Origin of the sequence: Enterocloster citroniae (assembly GCF_040545455.1) — a bacterium.
Lineage (GTDB): Bacteria > Bacillota > Clostridia > Lachnospirales > Lachnospiraceae > Enterocloster > Enterocloster citroniae.
In genome coordinates, this window is sequence record NZ_JBEPLZ010000005.1 from 162,654 (window position 1) to 180,223 (window position 17,570).

The following is a 17,570-nucleotide window of genomic DNA, read 5'->3' on the forward strand; positions in this document are numbered from 1 at the left end:
CTTTTTTATCAAGTTATTATTATTGCATTCGTTATTCAGCAGCCTATTCTGCCAGTCCTGCTTCTTTATCCAGCTTTCGTGTCCTTTTCTCCGGTTCTTCCTTTTTTTCATTCTGTGATGCAGTATTTGCTGACGCCGGCTGCTGAGATACAGAGTTCGGTGATCCGGGATTCAGGAAAACCGACAGCCTTGGACCGAGAAACCGCCCTATGTACCTGGCAAACCATCCAATCATAAAAGCGGATACTAAAGTGCCTTCCCTTACCCCCTCCACTCTCCCCAGAAACGCCAGGGAAATAATCAGGGCCAGCACCACCATGGAACTGTCAAATATAATCTTGCATATGCCGAAATCCAGTTTGGTAATCTTCTGGATACACACTGCAACACCCTCTCCGGGCAGCATGCCGAAATCAGACATGACTACACCGCAAACACCGGCCGCCAGTACAAAACAGCCGAATATCAGGTACAGCATCCTGAATACATAGCTTTGCGGGACAAACCCTCCAAACAGCACACCGGTAAAATCGATCAGCACCGCAAACACAGAGCTTAGGATAAACTGCGTCAAGAACTTACGAAGCGTGTATTCTTTTTTCAAAACCAGCTTCTGGATCACATAGAGGATCACATTGAGGTACATGGTGCATGTTCCCAGAGATTGTCCCACCACAAAGGAAAATGCATACGGCGCGGATGTAATAGGAGAAATCCCCAGGTTACATACCTTTACTACCGTTATACCGGCTGCATAGACAAAGGAGCCTGCAAGGCATACGGCAATCTTTTTAAACAGATTTTTTTCCATCTGATACCCCCTCAAATTTCAATTCGCACGTGAGGGATTGCTCCCCTGCAGAATATTACTAGCAATTTTAGTGCCAACTAATTTCACGCCGGCTCTTTTGCTACCCTTTTGCCGTTTTGTTTGCCGTTTCGTTTGCCGTTTCGTATGTCATTTCGTATGTCATTTCGTATGTCATTTCCAGGTCACATCCAATTTCTTTCTGGGCGCGCTCCTAAGGTATGCCACTGCCGGATATCCCATGGCTATGGAGCACACCAGCACCTCATCTTCCTCAATGCCGAGTTCCTGTCTAAGTTCGGCGTTCTCCTTTACCGCATCCGCGAAAAAACCGTTGACGCAGGAGCCAATCTCCATGGTTTCCCCCAATAGCTGAATATAAGCAGCCGCCAGACAACCATCCTTATTAACATTAAATCCTCTTTTCCGGTTTCCGACAACCAGTACCAGCCAGGGAGCGTTATAGAATAACACGTCATTTCCCTTCTGACTTTCCTTATAGATCCGGTTGTAGGCCGGTCCGTAAAATCCCTGGCTCTGGGACAGAAGCCCCAGCGTCTGCGCAGCCATGCCGGTGACCTTTCTCAGGTTATCCCTCACGGCCACATACCGAAGTGCCTGCCTGTTTCCGCCCGTTCCCGCATATCTGGCTCCGTCCAGTACGGCTTCGATCTCCTCCTTAGAAGGAGCCTCAATCCGGTAGGATCGCACACTCCTGCGAAAGATCATCCTGTTTTTCAACCCTTCCTTAGATGCAAGTTCCTTAGCCGAAGTCATTTCCACAGACTGCTCGTTGTCATACAGGTCAACGCCTATGGCGTGCCCCGGACACACAGCCAGGCAGTGACCGCATGTAATACAGCGTTTTTCACCGCCGAAAACAGCCTTCTCCTCTTCCATCTTAATACAGCTTAGCGAACAGACATCCCTGCATCTGCCGCATCCGATGCAGGCTTTACGATTGATATGTATCATACAGTTTACCCCTTTCTTTTATCTGAAAGCAGACATTGGTATCCATATTATGATATCCGCAAATTCCATGCCAGCCTTTTATCACATTCCGCCATTCAAATATGTATACTTTTTATACATGCATCCTCAGGATCATTCCATTTCTATACAACCCTTTGTTCCATAATCCGCCTATTTCATACTTTGAATAGCTGGCATAGTTCTTGCTCTTTAAATGACTTGAAAGCGGAATCATCTATACTGTCCCAGAAATGGTAATTTTTTAACAAGCAAATAAATTTTAAGGAGGATTTACTTTATGGCAATTGGAACTTATGAACAATATAAGGAACGGCTTCTCAAAATGAAACCCAATGTCTACCTGAACGGGAAATGTGTGGACCGTTCCAATGGCAAAGAGGGCGAGGAGAGAGACCTGGCGGACTGGATCAAGGGAGGCACCTATGTCATGAAGCAGTGCTATGACGTGGCCAACAACCCCAAGTATGAGGATGTCTGTGTGACCACATCTCATATCAACGGTGAAAGGATCAACCGCTGCACCCATATCCACCACAGCATGGATGACCTGCTGAAGAAACAGCTGATGACACGCCTGATCTGCCAGCATGTGGGCGGATGTATGCAGCGCTGTATGGGAACGGACGCCATGAACGCCCTGTACTCCGTGACATATGACTGTGATGAAGCCTGCGGCACCGAGTACCACAAGCGCCTGCTTGCCTATATTGAGTACTGCCAGAAATATGACCTGATCTGCAACTGTGCCCAGACCGATGTAAAGGGTTCCCGCAATCCAAAATACAAACGCGCCCACATGCAGCCTGATCCCGACTCCTTTGTACATGTGGTGGAGACAGACGTGGACGGCACCGGTGTGGACGGCAAACCGTGCAAGGGCATTATCGTGCGGGGTGCAAAGATCTGTAACTCCTGCGCGCCTTACGTAGATGAGATCATTGTAAACCCAACCAAGTTCATGAGCCAGGATGACAGCGACTACGCGGTTGCATTTGCCCTTCCGGCCGACTGGGACGGCGTAAAGCTGATGGCCCTTCCGGGACTGCACCACAAACGCGCCCACCTGGACGCGCCCTATGCGCAGATCGGAGATGTGGAAAGCCTTACCATTTTTGACGACTGTTTTGTACCATATGACCGCGTATTTATGTGCGGCCGCGACCACGAGGGCGTTGCCCGCTACGCAGGCTATCTGGCTCTGATGTTTGCACACTATCACCGCCATTCCTACACCGGATGTAAAACCGCCGTATCCGAGGTGATCGCTTCCCAGGCAGCCCTTGTGGCCGATGTGAACGACATTGCAAGGGAATCCCATGTACGTGAGAAGATCTGCGATATCATCCAGACAGCAGAGCTGGTATTTGCCGCAGGCGAGGCCGCCGCCCACCACGCAATGGAATTTCCGTCCGGTCAGTGGGTCCCCGATGAGGTTCTGACCAATGCCGGGCGCCGTCTGGCAGGACACAACATGTACCATGAGTATGAGACACTGGCTGACCTGACCGGCGGAGTCTGCGCATCCCTGCCCACCGAGGAGAGCTTCTTTGCCCCGGAGACAGCCGAGCTGTGCAACAAATACATCCGCCGCAACCCGGCCTACAGCGCAGAGGACACCCACCGAGTCATACGCATGATGGAAAATAAGCTGTGCGATTCCTACGAAGCCGCCCAGGCCGTGGCAGGCGTACACGGAGGCGGTTCCCCATTAATGGAAACCATCACACTCATGAGCCGTTATGACCTGGAGGAATTGAAAAAGATCGCAAAATACCTGGCCGGTATTCCCGGTTATGAGAAATGTCCGCGCTACGAGCGCAGCGCCCACACGGCAACACCAAGGGCAATGCTTGCCAAATTTGACGCCATTTCGTCTAAAAAAGAAAATAAATAAAAAAAGTAAATAAAAAGAAAAGGAAGGTATAAGCCATGGCAATCGGTACATATGAACAGTATAAAGAGCGTCTCCTGAAAATGAAACCCAATGTATATCTCAACGGAACATGCGTGGACCGTTCCAATGGAAAGGAAGGTCCGGAACGTGATCTGGCCGACTGGATCAAGGGCGGCACCTATGTAATGAAGCAGTGTTATGATGTGGCCAATGATCCCGACTATGCGGATGTATGCATCACCACCTCCCACATAACCGGGGAAAAGATCAACCGATGCACCCATATCCACCACAGCCAGGAGGATCTGTTAAAAAAGCAGCTGATGACGCGTCTGATCTGCCACCGCGTGGGCGGATGCATGCAGCGCTGTATGGGAACGGACGCCATGAACGCCCTGTTCTCCGTCACCTATGACTGTGACCAGGCCTGCGGCACCGAGTACCATCAACGGCTGTTAAACTATATTGAATACTGCCAGAAATACGACCTGATCTGCAACTGTGCCCAGACCGATGTAAAGGGCTCCCGCAATCCAAAATACAAACGCGCCTACATGCAGCCGGATCCTGATTCCTTTGTACATGTGGTGGATACGGATGTGGACGGCATTGGAGTGGACGGAAAACCTTGTAAGGGCATTATCGTCCGCGGCGCAAAGATCTGTAACTCCAATGCCCCCTACGTGGATGAGATCATTGTTAACCCGACCAAATTCATGGGACCGGATGATGCGGACTATGCGGTTGCATTTGCCCTTCCCGGAGACTGGGACGGCGTGAAGCTTATGGCCCTTCCGGGACTTCACCACAAACGCACCCACCTGGAAGCTCCCTTTGCAAAGATCGGCGATGTGGAAAGCCTTACCATCTTTGATGACTGCTTTGTACCCTATGACCGCGTATTTATGTGCGGCCGCGACAATGAGGGAGTACCGCGCTACGCAGGCTATCTGGCGCTGATGTTTGCACACTACCACCGCCATTCCTACACCGGATGCAAGACTGCTGTTTCCGAAGTGATCGCTTCCCAGGCAGCTCTTGTAGCCGATGTGAACGACATTGCAAGAGAATCCCACGTACGCGAAAAACTCTGCGATATCATCCAGACAGCAGAGCTGGTATTTGCCGCAGGAGAAGCCTCCGCTTACCACGCGACCCAGTTCCCCTCCGGACAGTGGGTGCCGGATGAGGTTCTGACCAATGCGGGGCGCCGACTGGCGGGACACAACATTTACCATGAGTATGAGACACTGGCCGACCTGACCGGAGGCGTCTGCGCATCCCTGCCCACCGAGGAAAGCTTCTTTGCACCGGAGACAGCCGAGCTGTGCAACAAATACATCCGCCGCAATCCTGCCTACAGCGCAGAGGACACCCACCGCGTTATGCGTATGATGGAAAATAAGCTCTGCGATTCCTACGAGGCCGCACAGGCCGTGGCCGGGGTTCACGGCGGTGGATCCCCGCTGATGGAGACCATCACCATGATGAGCCGTTACGACCTGGAAGAGTTAAAAAAGATCGCAAAATACCTGGCAGGCATCCCGGGATACGGGGAGTGCCCGAGATATGAGCGAAGCGCCCACACAGCCACTCCGCGGGCCATGCTGGCAAAATTCGATGCTATGGCTGCCGCGAAAAAAGAAACAAAGTAAAAATCCGAACAAAACGCAGCAGAGGAAGCTAGGCAATAGAAACTGAGTAGGGGATAAACCATGGATGAAGAACTAAAAAAAGACATAGAAGCTGTTTTAAACTTGTTTGTACGGCCCCAGCTATCTAATCACGGCGGCGGACTGGAGGTCATTGACCTGGACCAGGACGGCATACTATGGATCGAAATGCAGGGCGAATGCGCGGGATGCCCGTCAGCCGATGAAACTGCCAAGAGCCTGGTTCAAAAGGAACTGGTAACCCGCATTCCACAGATCCGGGGAGTGGAAATCGACTCCGGGATCAGCGGTGAGATCATTGAGGAGGCCATGAAGCTTTTCACCCATGGCACAGACGGCCGTACAAATAAGAACCATAAAAGTTAAAACAATTACAATGATGTGATTTCTTCATTATCACTTAAGAACCGTTTTGTTTTAAAACCGGCAAAACCCCTGTATCCTGATTCCACAGGACAAGGGGTTTTGTCATTTCTTAGGGGAACATTTCTTTGATGAGAATTTCCCGGAGAAAAAATTCCTGGAGGACAATTTGATGAAAACAAAAATAACAGAGATGCTTCACATTAAACACCCCATCATCCAGGGCGGAATGCAAAATATCGCATATCCCGTCCTTGCCGCGGCCGTCTCCAACGCAGGAGGCCTGGGCACCATCAACGCCACCAATTACAAGACCCCGGATTCCTTCCATGAGGCCATCCGGGAGATGAAGCAGCTCACGGACAAACCCTTCTGTGTCAACATAAGCATTCTGCCTGACCTGGATGCCGGGGATCATGTGCGGCAGTTCATCCACATCTGCGGCATGGAACAGGTAGCGGCAATCGAGACAGCCGGCACAAAGCCGGACAAACTGGTCTCCCTCATCCATGATGCCGGCATCATCCATATCCATAAGGTTCCCGCGGCCCGCTACGGAGTCAGCGCCCAATCCTGCGGAGTGGACGCCGTAACCGCGGTGGGCTATGAATGCGGCGGCCATCCTGGCATGGACGGCATTGGAACTATGGTCCTGGCCAACGAAGCCTCCCGGAGCCTGCATATTCCCGTGATCGCGGGCGGCGGGATCGTGGACGGGCGGGGCATTGCAGCCGCCCTTGCCCTGGGGGCTGAAGCCGTTGTCATGGGAACCCGTTTCCTGGCTACCACTGAAGCGCCCATCAGCCAAAACCACAAAGAATGGATTACCCATTCCACGGAGACCAGCACCATCCTGATCCAAAAAAGTATCCGCAACATGATGCGCGCCGCAGACAACAACGCCGCCCGCACATGCCTTGACATGGAGGATCAGGGTGCTTCCCTGCAGGAACTCATGTCCGTGATATCCGGCGCCAAAGGCAAAGAAGCGTACAAGACCGGCAGGCTGGAGGACGGTATATTCCCCATAGGGATGGGATGCTGCCTGATCCGGGATATAAAACCAGTGGGTGAGGTAATGAAGGAACTGGTGGAAGAAATGGGGCATGCGCTCGGGTCCGTGGCGGAGCGGATGTAGGGTGGAAAATCTAAGGCCGCGGGATTTTGCTAAAAAGACGAAACGTGCCAAAACTCCTTCTGCTCAAACAATGGCACGTTTCACCTTAACGCAAAATCCCGGCAGCCTAAAATTCTCAGTCCCTGCAAATGCAAACCGTCTTCTCGGTTCTATCAGACTCCGCTGCTCTCTATGGGCTTAAACACCCTGGCCCTGGCCGGATCTTCCTCCTCCATGGACGCTTTTGCCGCTGCCATGGCCTCCCGGCAGAACTGCTCCTGGGAGTTGACCAGCACTTTGCCGCGTTTGTCCTCTTTTTCATAGGTACCGTCAGGCTGCAGGATATGCGCTTTTACATTGTCCTCCAGCTCCAGTTCCAGGATATGGATAACATTTTCACGTAATTCCTCGTTTTCCACCGGGAACATGATCTCCACACGGCGGTCCAGGTTCCTGGGCATCCAGTCGGCGCTGCCCATGTATACCTCAGGGCTTCCATCGTTAAGGAAATAGAAAATCCTGCTGTGTTCCAGGAAGTTGCCCACAATGGAGCGGACCGATATATTCTCACTTAAGCCCGGTACGCCTGCTTTCAGACAGCAGATGCCCCTGATGATCATCTCGATCTTGACGCCGGCGCAGGATGCCTCGTACAATGCGGTTATGATCTCCTTGTCGCAAAGGGAGTTCATCTTTGCCATGATGTGGGCCGGACGTCCCTCCCTGGCATGGTCGGCCTCCCTGCGTATCATGCGCAGGAACCGTGCTCGAAGCCACAGGGGTGCCACCGAAAGCTTATTCCAGGCCAATGGCTCAGAATAGCCTGACAGCATGTTAAACACAGCGGTTGCATCCTCCCCGATCTGCGGGTCGCAGGTGAGGATACCGCAGTCAGTATACAGCTTGGCTGTGGAGTCATTGTAATTCCCCGTACCCAGATGGACGTAGCGCCGGATCCCCTCATCTTCCATCCTGACCACCAGGGTTATCTTGCTGTGGGTCTTAAGGCCCACCAGCCCGTAGATCACATGACAGCCTGCTTTTTCCAGCATCTTGGCCCAGTTAATGTTGTTCTCCTCATCAAAACGCGCCTTCAGCTCCACCAGGACCGAAACCTGCTTTCCGTTATCCGCCGCCTCTGCAAGGGCGGCAATAATGGGCGAATTGCCGCTGACACGGTACAGGGTCTGCTTGATAGCCAGAACCTCGGGATCCCTGGCAGCGCTTCGCACAAAGCCCACCACCGGGTCAAAACTCTGATATGGATGGTGAAGGAGGATATCTCCTTTTCTTATGTTGGTAAATATATCGTCATCATTCATCAGCGCAGGAACCGGCTGGGGAATGTATCTGGGGGCTTTAAAATGCTCAAAACCATCCAGCCCGTACATTTTCATAAGGAAGGTGAGATCCAGGGGGCCGTTGATTCCAAATATATCCTGATTGCTGATGGACAGTTCCTTTTTGAGGATCTTCAGAAGCCTTTTATCCACATTGTCCTCTATCTCCAGACGGATCGCTTCGCCCCATTGGCGCTTTTTCAGCTGTTTCTGGATCTCCTCCAAAAGGTCCACCGCCTCTTCCTCGTCAATGGTGAGATCCGCATTCCTCATAATACGGAATGGATGGGATACCACAATGCCGTAATTGAGGAAAAGGGCGGGCATGTTCCGCTCAATAATCTCCTCCAGAAGAATGACCACCCGCTGCTCCTTTCCGTCCCCATCCACCTTTCGCGGAAGTTCCACGATCCGTGGGATAACGGAAGGCACCTGGACCATTGCAAACTCCAGTTCCTCTTCTGTCTGTTCCGCTTTTTTCTTTCTCAGAAGCGCCGCGATGTTAAGGGTCTTGTTGCGGATCAGGGGAAACGGCCTGGACGAATCAAACGCCATGGGAGTCAGTACCGGGTACACATTCTTTTTAAAGTATTCGTCTGCAAATGCAGCCTCATCCTCTGAGAGTTCCTCATGCTCTGTGATCACCCGGAGGCCGTTGGCCTTGAGAGTGGGAAGCAGGGAACGGTTGTAGGTAGAATATTGCATATCCACCAGCTGATGTGTCTTTTCGCTGATCTGGTCCAGCTGTTCCTGGGGAGTCAGGCCCGCAATGTCCGGTTTTGTGTATTTTGCATGGACCATGTCCTTTAAGGAAGCCACCCGGACCATATAGAATTCGTCCAGGTTCGAGGCTGTGATACTCAGGAATTTAAGGCGCTCGAACAAAGGCAGTGTCTTATCCCTGGCCTCGCTGAGCACCCTGTAGTTAAACTCCAGCCAGCTCAGTTCACGGTTTACATAATTATTGGAATCCGCCGCAAAATCCACCGCAGCGGTCTCAGGTACGGCTGTTTTTGTTTTGGCTGCCTTTGGCTTTCCGGTCTGCTGTTTTCCGGCAGACTGCTTTCCACTCTGCTGTTTTCCAACTGATTCTGCCATAATTACATCCTCCTCTTCTGCTTTAACACAGGTCTTACGCCGAATATCTCTTCAAAGAAATCTGCTTTCTGGTCAAAGGAGGATGTCTCCAGTGCCATATCCCCCGTATATCCCGTTGTGATCACCAGTTCATTGTCCCTTACAGCCATGCGGCAGTCCGCCAGCTTTGCCCTGTGGCTTCTGTCCATGGAATTGGCCAGCCGCAGGATGGCTGTAAGCTTGGCGATCAGGATGGTGATGGAGCTGCGGCTGTAGCCCGGAACATTTTCCTGAAGGAGCTGTGTCTCCAGCTGAACCTTGTCATAGTCAAAGTCCCTGATATTGTAACGGACCACATTGGCAATGATCTCCCGCTCCAGATGGCTGAGGCCGATGATCTCCGTGGACATGATAATATTATAGGAACACTCATTGGAATTTCTGATACTGATGAATTTGCCGCATGCGTGAAGCAGGACCGCGATCTGAAGGAGCAGACGCTCACGGCTGCCAAGGCCATGGTATTTTTTCATGCTGTCAAAGATTCCAAGGGCATATTGTTCCAGCACCTGGTTATGGCTGGTGTGGCACTTGTAGCGCTTGGCCATGTTCCTGGACGCTGCCAGGATATCATTTTCAAAATTATGGCTGAACTTCACCAGCTTGTTGTCCTGGGCATATTCCGCCGCAATCCCGTCACACAGGCGGATACCTGGCACCCAGAACATCTCGGCTCCGGTCAGTTCCAGAATGCGTTTGTACACTACCACACTTGGAAGAAGAAGGGAGGCATACTCACTGTTTACACCGAACTTTTCCTCTATCTGATCCGTGGTCAGCTGGCACAGCCTGTCATAAAACCGGTTCATGGCGGCGGCATCGATCTTATCCCCATATGCCTTCAAGTCCATACGGTTGATAATATAGAGGATATTCTCTCCGATTCCGATCAGATTATTGATTTCCCTGTCCTTCAGGTACATTTTGCGGAAGGTAAAGAGCTCATTGTCCACAATCTCCTCTATCTGCTCCCGGTGTTCGCTGACAGTGGCAGGGATCTTAGCCAGAAGGCTTCGGACACGCAGGGTGCCCAGGGGCAGGTTCTGGGTGGTGACAAGGGCGTCTTTGTCAAACAGGGACAGCTGGGCGCTGCCAAAGCCAACGTCCACAATGGCCGTCCCCTTTTGGATCACTTTATTAAATTCACCTGCCATGGCGGCAATGGCCTTGTAACTGATGAAGCGCTGCTCTGAATTGCTGATGATGCGCACATTCAGCCCTGTCCTGACCCTGATCTGTTCCAGTATGATCTGATTGTTGCGGGCCTCCCTCATGGCGCTGGTCGCATAAGCCCTGTAATCCTTTACCCGATAGGTCTTCATGATCTGGACAAACTCTCCCAGGACCTGGCACATCTCCTCCACCAAGCCATAGCTGATCTTGCCTTCGCTGTACGTATCCTTTCCCAAGGCAATTACGTGCCGGATGTGGTCAACACGCCGGATTCCCGTCTTGTACGACATCTCGTAAATACCCATCTCCAGCTCAAACGAGCCCACATCAATTGCTGCAAATGTCCGAATAGCCACCTTTATCACTCCTTTTGACCGATATTATAAACGGGTCCGCCTGCTTTTACATGTAATTTCAGTAAATCCCATGTAAAATCCCTGTAAAGTCAGTACTAATCCATACGCTGCCGCCCCAAAAGATGGGTTATGAACTGAGAGGCCGTGCGTCCCGACAGACCGCCGTGGCTCAGTTCCCACTTGTTGGCTTCCCTGTACAGCTCATCCTCCGGCATATCCAGATGGCAGCGGTCTGCCAGCGCTTTCACAATTGTCTCAAACTGCCGCTTGTCCGGTGAACCAAAGTAAATAGTTACCCCAAACCGGGATGCAAGGGACAGCTTTTCCTGCACCGTGTCATTGTTGTGCAGCTCATCATCCAGTTCCCTCTTATCGCTGAATTTTTCCCGGATCAGATGGCGCCGGTTGGAGGTAGCGTATATCAGCACATTGTCTGGCCGCTTTCCAAGCCCTCCCTCCAGAATGGCCTTCAGATACTTGTATTCCAGCTCATAATCCTCAAAAGAGAGGTCGTCCATATAGATAATGAACTTATAGTTTCTGTCCTTGATCTGCTCCAGCACATCTGACAACGCCTTAAACTGGTGCTTGTATACCTCAATGATACGCAGTCCTCTGGAGTAATATTCATTGAGCACTGCCTTGACGCTGGAAGACTTGCCCGTGCCTGCGTCTCCGAACAGGAGCACATTGTTGGCTTCCCTTCCCTCCACAAATGCCTCCGTGTTCTCGATCAGCTTTTGTTTCTGGAGTTCGTACCCCACAATGTCTTTAAAATATACATGTTCCACATTGATGATAGGGTCGATCAGTACGGTCTGCCCCTCATCCTTTTCCACAATGCGGAACGCCTTGTTCAGTCCGAATTTCCCCACGCCGAATTCCCTGTAAAACTCCGTTACATGGCTCTGGAACTCCTCCACATCCCCGGACTCCTCCAGCTGGACGGCCAGGTTCACAATACGGTCCCTGATACGCTTATTAAACACCCGGCTGCCCTTTCCCGCGGGCCTGTAGGCGGAGAGCTGTCTCCACATCCCGGACGGTTCAAGCTTTAATATGTCGTAGTCAAACAGAGCCTTAAAAATACCGAAATCCTCCCTGGCCAGCTCATCCAGGGAACCGCCTGCCGCCCCTGTGATCTCGCAGGTGGTGGTATAGGCATTTTCATTGTTAGCCAGGCAGAATGCCAGAAAACAATGCCACAGATTTCCCTCAAAGCCGTAATTCACGGCCAGTTCGACCAGCCTTCCCCCGCAGTGGAATGCATCCGGTTTTTCCTCACGGGAAGCGTATCCCATAAGGCATGCCATCTCTTCAAACAGTTCCTGGTGCTCCAGGTTCCTGTATATAACCAGTTCATTGATATCCATTTGTCCAAGCCTCCCTGTATGCCCAAATCCCAACGGACTGTACCATTGGTAAAATACTAATAATTTCCCAGGATCCGCATGCTCACGGCTTCCTCCGAGATTCCCTTTAACGCGTTCTGTATGGATGCATCGCCAAGACATCCTTCCACATCCACAAAGAACCGGTACTCCCAGCTGCGTCCCACAATGGGACGGGACTCGATCATGAGCATGTTCACATCATTATAGATAAAGTTGCCCAGCATGTTGTAAAGAGATCCGCTTTTATGTAAACCTTCAAAACAGATACTCACCTTACCGGCGCCTTTCCTGTACACGGGATGCCTGGACAGGATGATAAACCTGGTGGTATTATCCTTGTCATGGTTGATCGCCCGCTTCAGGACCTGAAGTCCGTAGATCCTGCCCGCCGTCTCACTGGCCACGGCCGCCTGGGAAATATCCTGGTCCTCCAGCACTTTTTTTGCAGCCCCGGCTGTATTCTCCACACTGAACTGAGTCCACTGCCGGTTGGCATTCAGGTACGGGGAACACTGCATCAATCCCTGGGGGTGGGAATACACCCGCTTAATATCTGAAAGCCGGGCCCCCTTAAGCCCCAGCAGGGCATGGGTGACGGAGACTTCCGTCTCGCCCACGATGTACAGATTGTGTCTCACAAGATTGTCATAATTGTCGCTGACAGCCCCGGCCAAGGAGTTCTCTATGGGAAGCACGGCGTAATCCGCCCTGCCTTCCTCCACCTCCACCATGGCGTCCTCAAAGATCGCCACATGGTACATATCCGCATCCTCGCCAAAAAACTGTATGGCAGCCCCATGGCTGTAGGCGCCCTCCACACCCTGGTAAACGATCCTGACACCCTCCCGCTTCAGTTCATCCACCATGGTAAAACCTGTATCCAATCCAAGTCCGTGCCGTGCCAAAAGCCCATACTGGTACTTGCGGCTTATGGTCATAAGCTGTGTGAACAGTTCATACATGCTCTGCCTGTTAAAATCCCCCTGGACCATGTCCATGACTGACTGAAGCTTCTGTTTTTCCCGCTCCCCATCATAGACCGGTTTGCCGGTCCCGATTTTAAACTCCGCCACATCCCCGCACAGCTTCATCCTCTGCTCAATTAATTTTACCAGCTGTTGGTCGATCTCATCCAGCTGTCCCCTGATCTCCTGTAAATCCAGATTTTCCATGGTCCTTCTATACTCCTGTTCTATCTTTCGGTTCTGTCTTTCGGTTCTGTCTTTCGGTTCTGTCTTTCGGTTCTGTATTTCGGTTCTATCTTTTGGTGATATTTTTCGGTTTAGGCTTTTTTATCCCCTAAGTCCTGCGCCTGATTCATTTCCCTCAACATACCGGAAATAATATTCCTTGTATAAGATCCCGGGAACTTGCGGCCCTCAGGCGGAAGCTCCTTGATATAAATAGGCTCTCCATACCGTATGATCACATGGCTCGGCTTGATCAGGGGCAAATGCTGCTCGAAAATAGGGGCCGTCCCTGTAATGGCCACGGGGATCACCGGGCATCCGCTCTTTTGCGCGATCTTCAGGCTGCCTTCATGAAAGGGCAGCAGCTCTGTCATATCCTCATTCTCATTGCGCGTCCCCTCCGGGAAGATCCAGATGGAAATGCCTGACTTCACCTTATCAATGCCCTCCAGGATCGTCTTTAACCCTTCCTTGATGTCCACCCGGTCCAGGAACAGGCAGTTCACCTTGTGCATCCAGTCCCGCAAAAGGGGCGCCTTCAGCATCTCCTTCTTGGCCACAAACCCCGTAAGCCCCGGTACAGTCACATACCCGATCAGTATATCAAAATAGCTTCTGTGGTTTCCCACGTACAAGACAGCCCGGTCCCTGGGTATATTCTCCAATCCCTGAACCTCATATGTAACCCCTGCCAGCTTTAATATAAAGCGGAACACCCCCTGCACCGTGTGCAGGCTTTTGGCCTGAACCTGCCCCGGGTTCCTTTTTTCCTGTATTCCCAGCACCACCAGCATGGGTATGCTGAAAATAAGGAACAGCACCACGGTCAGTGCCACCAAAATTATCCGTATCATTCCCGTTCTCCTTTGATTTATGCAGATATTTATTTCAATCGCAACAGTTCAGGACGGCGGGAAAATGGGTGCAAAAGCGGGCGTTAAGCTTGCTTATAAGTCCGTTTTTGCACCCATTTTCATATCGGATGTCCTGAACAGTTACTTTCAGTCTATTATATAAAAAGAGCGGATTAAATACAATACCCTGCATCCAGGTTTGACATTTAATATCCACTCTTTTTACGTGTCAGATACTCAAATAAAAGCCCTGTTCCAAACCACAGGGGGGCAAACTTCAGACGGATGACCCCGCCCACATTATCCGGCCACAGAGAGTAATCCCATGGACAGATTCCCAGGCTTGTAAGCCAGATCCCTGTAATATATTCCGCAATGAATATGAGGACCATATAGATCAGCCCATGGCGTACAGCCCGGGCCAGGCGGGAGATCCGGTCCGCTCCCGCATCCTCAAAGCCCGGCAGCCCGGCCAGCCAGCTGTCTATCAAGCGGCTGATGGGAAACAAAAGCGCCCCCATCCCATAGATCGGAAACATGATCAGGGAGGTGCGTCCCATAAGTCTCCAGTCGCCTGCCATAATGGAGTCCACCGAGGTGAACATCACCTCCAGGCACCATCCGGCTATACCGCACCGGCAAAAGTTCAACAGCAGCTCTGTTATTCTGTTTGTTTGATGGGTTGATTCTGTCTGTGCTCTCATAGACATTAGTATGAAAGTCCTGCCATTGTTTTATTCGCACAGTGGTATTTTTCCAGAACTTTCCCAAATCAGTGAACCCCTCTGCAATCCGCCGGCGGCTTCATCCCCGAAGCGGCTTGATGGACGGATCCTTTTTTACAGCAGTGGTGAAAGCAGGCGGCTGCACTGCTCCTTCACACGTATCCAAAGGCTTCTGTCCATGTAATCCTCCTTGGTGATCTCACAGCAGTGGGGAAGGTCATTCATAAATGCCTCCTCCAGTTCCCCGGTCACTTCCTCATCATAGATAGTGGCATTGACCTCAAAATTCAGTTCAAAACTCCGGATATCCATATTGGCCGTGCCGTAGCAGCTGACCCTTCCGTCTATGGTAATACCCTTGGAATGGAGGAATCCGTTCTCATATATATACACCCTGGCTCCGTAATCCAGAAGTTCTCCCGCATAGGAACAGGTGGCCCAGTATACAAAGGGGTGGTCCGGCTTGCAGGGAATCATAAGCCTTACATCCACGCCGGACAGGGCTGCTATCTTAAGGGCTGAGAATATGGCATCATCCGGAATAAAATAGGGTGTTTGGATATAGATATTGTGTTTTGCCTTGTGGAACAGCTCCAGATAGTTATTTCTGATGTGAGGTTCCCTGGTATCAGGCCCGCTGGTGATGATCTGCATGGCCACCAGCTCATTGACCCGTTCAGGGTCCGGCCATATGGGGGACATCCTTCCATTTAAGCACCGGGTCACATACTGGGAATCATCACCAAAATACCGGACCTCCTTAAACAGGTTCTCCCCTGTGGCGTAATTCCAGTCCAGGGCAAACCGTATCTGCAAACTGATGGCAGCTTCCCCCATGATCTCCAGATGGGTGTCCCGCCAATAGCCGAATTTAGGGTCCTTTGAAATATACTCCCGTCCCACGTTAAACCCACCCACAAACCCGGTACAGCCGTCAATGACAACGATTTTCCTGTGGTTACGGTAATTCACACGCAGGTTCAGCCATCCCAGAAAGGGGGGAAAGAATACCCCGATCTTGATTCCCGCTTCCTTCATCTGTTCCCAGCGTTTTCCGGGCATAAACCTTCCGCCCATTCCGTCACACAGGATCCTTACCTCCACACCCTCCTTCACCTTTTCCAGAAGGATCGGCACAATGGAATCAAACAGCTCATCATTTTTAATGATATAGTACTGGATATGGATAAACCTGCGGGCCTGGCGCAGTTCATTCCTCAATGCCTCAAACTTCTCCTGCCCGTCCGTATAGACCTTTACCTTATTGTTTACAGTCAGGACAGAGCCTGATGTTTCCAGATTGTAGAGGATCAGGCTCTTATAATCCCTGGACATGGGATCCATCAGTTCCTCCGGCATATCGTCAGCCAGAAATATTTCCTCCTGGCTTTTAATAGGCAGGTTCAGCCGATCGCTGATCTCCTTTACCCTGAACATCCTGCTCTTTTTTAAATCCTGCCCAAACAAAAGGTAGAATACGATTCCGAACACCGGGAGGAAATTCAGGGCCAGAAGCCAGGTCCACACCACTTTGGGGTCGCGCCTCTGAAAAAATATAATGACGATTGAAAATAAAAGGTTAATGTATAACAGATGTTCCAGCAGCCACCCCCATACACTGATAACCGAATCCAAGACTAATTCCATCCTTCAACCTCTTCCTTGCCGGCCTTTCTCATGTTCCTCATTTTAATACTTCGTTCGTCCGGGTCCTTTTCCCATCCTTATCAATGGTTATCTTAACCGTATAATACTTTGATTCATAGGTCAGGGATTTAAGGAGTCCACTGGTTAAATCCACATCCATGGCAGTAAGCTTTGCTCCCTGCTGTCCTCCATAGAGGTAGTCGCTTAGTACCGTATCCGGATTACTCAGCTCCTGGTTCACCAGCTTTACGATTTTTCCCGCTGACAGCGTTCCCTTTTCCTTTTCATCATCCAGATAACGCTGTACCGCATCCACGCATAGGTATGCCTCAGTTCTTCCCGCCATCCTGTGGGAGGCTTTGGTGTACCCTATCATCTGCGGAACTGCCATTGCCATAAGTATGGCCAGGATTGCTACTACCACAACCAGTTCCACCAGGGTAAAACCGGAGCAATTCTTCCTGTATCTCATCTTATTCCTCATTTTTATCTTCCTGTCATTCAGCTGATCATGGCTCATTGTACCACAAAAGCAGATTAGTTTCCACTGCTGCTCTCAATCTCACCCTTGCCTTCCGATCCGGGATACACGGCTTTATATTGGATTCCGTTTATTTCACCTTCCCAGTAAGCTGAATTCTTATCCTTATCATAGTTGTAGTCCTGTGTTTCAGAAGACAGCATCAGTCCTGCGTCCAGCATCTCCTGCTGTGTTTTCCCAAGTGTATAATTGGACCTGGCATTTGATATGGCTACCTGACGGGCTGATTTGTCCTGTATTCCCCGGTAGGACGGAACTGCCAGCGCCACCAGGATCCCAAGTATGGCAATGACGCAGATCAGTTCTATGAGGGTAAATCCATCCCTGCCCTTGGCCTTCTTCTTTATCCTTTGCATTTTCAT

The 17,570-nt window shown here is 51.0% G+C and carries 15 protein-coding genes; 4 read left to right on the plus strand and 11 right to left on the minus strand.

All coding sequences use genetic code 11. From position 1 onward, the window contains the following. Nucleotides 1-43: 43 nt before the first annotated feature. The gene (locus ABID13_RS08520; protein ID WP_227162098.1) at nt 44-811 is read right to left on the minus strand and encodes a YczE/YyaS/YitT family protein; all 768 of its coding nucleotides are present in this window, start codon (nt 809-811) and stop codon (nt 44-46) included. A gap of 171 nt (nt 812-982) precedes the next feature. Beyond that, the gene (locus ABID13_RS08525; protein WP_048929091.1) at nt 983-1,783 is read right to left on the minus strand and encodes a nitroreductase family protein; all 801 of its coding nucleotides are present in this window, start codon (nt 1,781-1,783) and stop codon (nt 983-985) included. 298 nt (nt 1,784-2,081) lie between these two features. On the opposite strand from ABID13_RS08525, the gene ABID13_RS08530 reads away from it, so the two are divergent. The 4 genes from ABID13_RS08530 to ABID13_RS08545 all read left to right on the plus strand — a co-directional run bounded on the left by ABID13_RS08530 (nt 2,082) and on the right by ABID13_RS08545 (nt 6,872). Next, complete coding sequence (locus ABID13_RS08530; RefSeq protein ID WP_048929092.1) at nt 2,082-3,698, plus strand: 4-hydroxyphenylacetate 3-hydroxylase N-terminal domain-containing protein; 1,617 nt, start codon at nt 2,082-2,084, stop codon at nt 3,696-3,698. Nucleotides 3,699-3,733: 35 nt separating this feature from the next. Further along, nucleotides 3,734-5,353 carry a 4-hydroxyphenylacetate 3-hydroxylase family protein gene (locus tag ABID13_RS08535; RefSeq protein WP_045093036.1) on the plus strand — a complete coding sequence of 540 codons (1,620 nt, stop codon included), beginning with the start codon at nt 3,734-3,736 and terminating at the stop codon, nt 5,351-5,353. Between the two features lie 60 nt (nt 5,354-5,413). After that, nucleotides 5,414-5,737, plus strand: coding sequence for a NifU family protein (locus ABID13_RS08540; RefSeq protein WP_007861938.1), 324 nt, complete (start codon nt 5,414-5,416; stop codon nt 5,735-5,737). Nucleotides 5,738-5,906: 169 nt separating this feature from the next. Continuing rightward, nucleotides 5,907-6,872 carry an NAD(P)H-dependent flavin oxidoreductase gene (locus tag ABID13_RS08545; RefSeq protein WP_048929093.1) on the plus strand — a complete coding sequence of 322 codons (966 nt, stop codon included), beginning with the start codon at nt 5,907-5,909 and terminating at the stop codon, nt 6,870-6,872. A gap of 152 nt (nt 6,873-7,024) precedes the next feature. On the opposite strand, the gene ABID13_RS08550 is transcribed toward ABID13_RS08545, so the two are convergent. The 9 genes from ABID13_RS08550 to ABID13_RS08590 form a co-directional block, all read right to left on the minus strand. Beyond that, nucleotides 7,025-9,289, minus strand: a complete 2,265-nt coding sequence (locus tag ABID13_RS08550) for an RNA degradosome polyphosphate kinase (RefSeq protein ID WP_007861942.1) — start codon at nt 9,287-9,289, stop codon at nt 7,025-7,027. Nucleotides 9,290-9,291: 2 nt separating this feature from the next. Next, complete coding sequence (locus ABID13_RS08555; protein ID WP_007861944.1) at nt 9,292-10,857, minus strand: Ppx/GppA phosphatase family protein; 1,566 nt, start codon at nt 10,855-10,857, stop codon at nt 9,292-9,294. A gap of 95 nt (nt 10,858-10,952) precedes the next feature. Beyond that, nucleotides 10,953-12,230: an ATP-binding protein gene (locus tag ABID13_RS08560; RefSeq protein WP_048929094.1), complete on the minus strand. Its 1,278-nt coding sequence runs from the start codon at nt 12,228-12,230 to the stop codon at nt 10,953-10,955. Between the two features lie 56 nt (nt 12,231-12,286). Next, nucleotides 12,287-13,423: a bifunctional chorismate mutase/prephenate dehydratase gene (locus ABID13_RS08565; RefSeq protein ID WP_048929095.1), complete on the minus strand. Its 1,137-nt coding sequence runs from the start codon at nt 13,421-13,423 to the stop codon at nt 12,287-12,289. A 110-nt stretch (nt 13,424-13,533) separates the two neighbouring features. Beyond that, complete coding sequence (locus tag ABID13_RS08570) at nt 13,534-14,295, minus strand: lysophospholipid acyltransferase family protein (protein ID WP_007861949.1); 762 nt, start codon at nt 14,293-14,295, stop codon at nt 13,534-13,536. A 206-nt stretch (nt 14,296-14,501) separates the two neighbouring features. After that, the gene (locus tag ABID13_RS08575; RefSeq protein ID WP_007861951.1) at nt 14,502-15,005 is read right to left on the minus strand and encodes a putative ABC transporter permease; all 504 of its coding nucleotides are present in this window, start codon (nt 15,003-15,005) and stop codon (nt 14,502-14,504) included. A 129-nt stretch (nt 15,006-15,134) separates the two neighbouring features. After that, complete coding sequence (cls, locus tag ABID13_RS08580; protein ID WP_007861953.1) at nt 15,135-16,667, minus strand: cardiolipin synthase; 1,533 nt, start codon at nt 16,665-16,667, stop codon at nt 15,135-15,137. A 37-nt stretch (nt 16,668-16,704) separates the two neighbouring features. Next, entirely contained in the window at nt 16,705-17,151 is a 447-nt protein-coding gene (locus tag ABID13_RS08585) for a type IV pilin protein (protein ID WP_242849205.1), read from the minus strand. A 53-nt stretch (nt 17,152-17,204) separates the two neighbouring features. Next, nucleotides 17,205-17,570, minus strand: coding sequence for a type II secretion system protein (locus ABID13_RS08590; protein WP_007861958.1), 366 nt, complete (start codon nt 17,568-17,570; stop codon nt 17,205-17,207).

What these genes read in the sequence shown, in the direction of transcription:
- ABID13_RS08540 (WP_007861938.1), top strand. Translation starts at nt 5,414, where the DNA reads ATGGATGAAGAACTAAAAAAAGACATAGAAGCTGTTTTAAACTTGTTT.
- ABID13_RS08585 (WP_242849205.1), bottom strand. Translation starts at nt 17,151, where the DNA reads ATGAGGAATAAGATGAGATACAGGAAGAATTGCTCCGGTTTTACCCTG.
- ABID13_RS08560 (WP_048929094.1), bottom strand. Translation starts at nt 12,230, where the DNA reads ATGGATATCAATGAACTGGTTATATACAGGAACCTGGAGCACCAGGAA.
- ABID13_RS08535 (WP_045093036.1), top strand. Translation starts at nt 3,734, where the DNA reads ATGGCAATCGGTACATATGAACAGTATAAAGAGCGTCTCCTGAAAATG.
- ABID13_RS08590 (WP_007861958.1), bottom strand. Translation starts at nt 17,570, where the DNA reads ATGAAAATGCAAAGGATAAAGAAGAAGGCCAAGGGCAGGGATGGATTT.
- ABID13_RS08550 (WP_007861942.1), bottom strand. Translation starts at nt 9,289, where the DNA reads ATGGCAGAATCAGTTGGAAAACAGCAGAGTGGAAAGCAGTCTGCCGGA.
- ABID13_RS08525 (WP_048929091.1), bottom strand. Translation starts at nt 1,783, where the DNA reads ATGATACATATCAATCGTAAAGCCTGCATCGGATGCGGCAGATGCAGG.
- ABID13_RS08575 (WP_007861951.1), bottom strand. Translation starts at nt 15,005, where the DNA reads ATGTCTATGAGAGCACAGACAGAATCAACCCATCAAACAAACAGAATA.
- ABID13_RS08545 (WP_048929093.1), top strand. Translation starts at nt 5,907, where the DNA reads ATGAAAACAAAAATAACAGAGATGCTTCACATTAAACACCCCATCATC.
- ABID13_RS08520 (WP_227162098.1), bottom strand. Translation starts at nt 811, where the DNA reads ATGGAAAAAAATCTGTTTAAAAAGATTGCCGTATGCCTTGCAGGCTCC.
- ABID13_RS08530 (WP_048929092.1), top strand. Translation starts at nt 2,082, where the DNA reads ATGGCAATTGGAACTTATGAACAATATAAGGAACGGCTTCTCAAAATG.
- ABID13_RS08565 (WP_048929095.1), bottom strand. Translation starts at nt 13,423, where the DNA reads ATGGAAAATCTGGATTTACAGGAGATCAGGGGACAGCTGGATGAGATC.
- ABID13_RS08570 (WP_007861949.1), bottom strand. Translation starts at nt 14,295, where the DNA reads ATGATACGGATAATTTTGGTGGCACTGACCGTGGTGCTGTTCCTTATT.
- cls (WP_007861953.1), bottom strand. Translation starts at nt 16,667, where the DNA reads ATGGAATTAGTCTTGGATTCGGTTATCAGTGTATGGGGGTGGCTGCTG.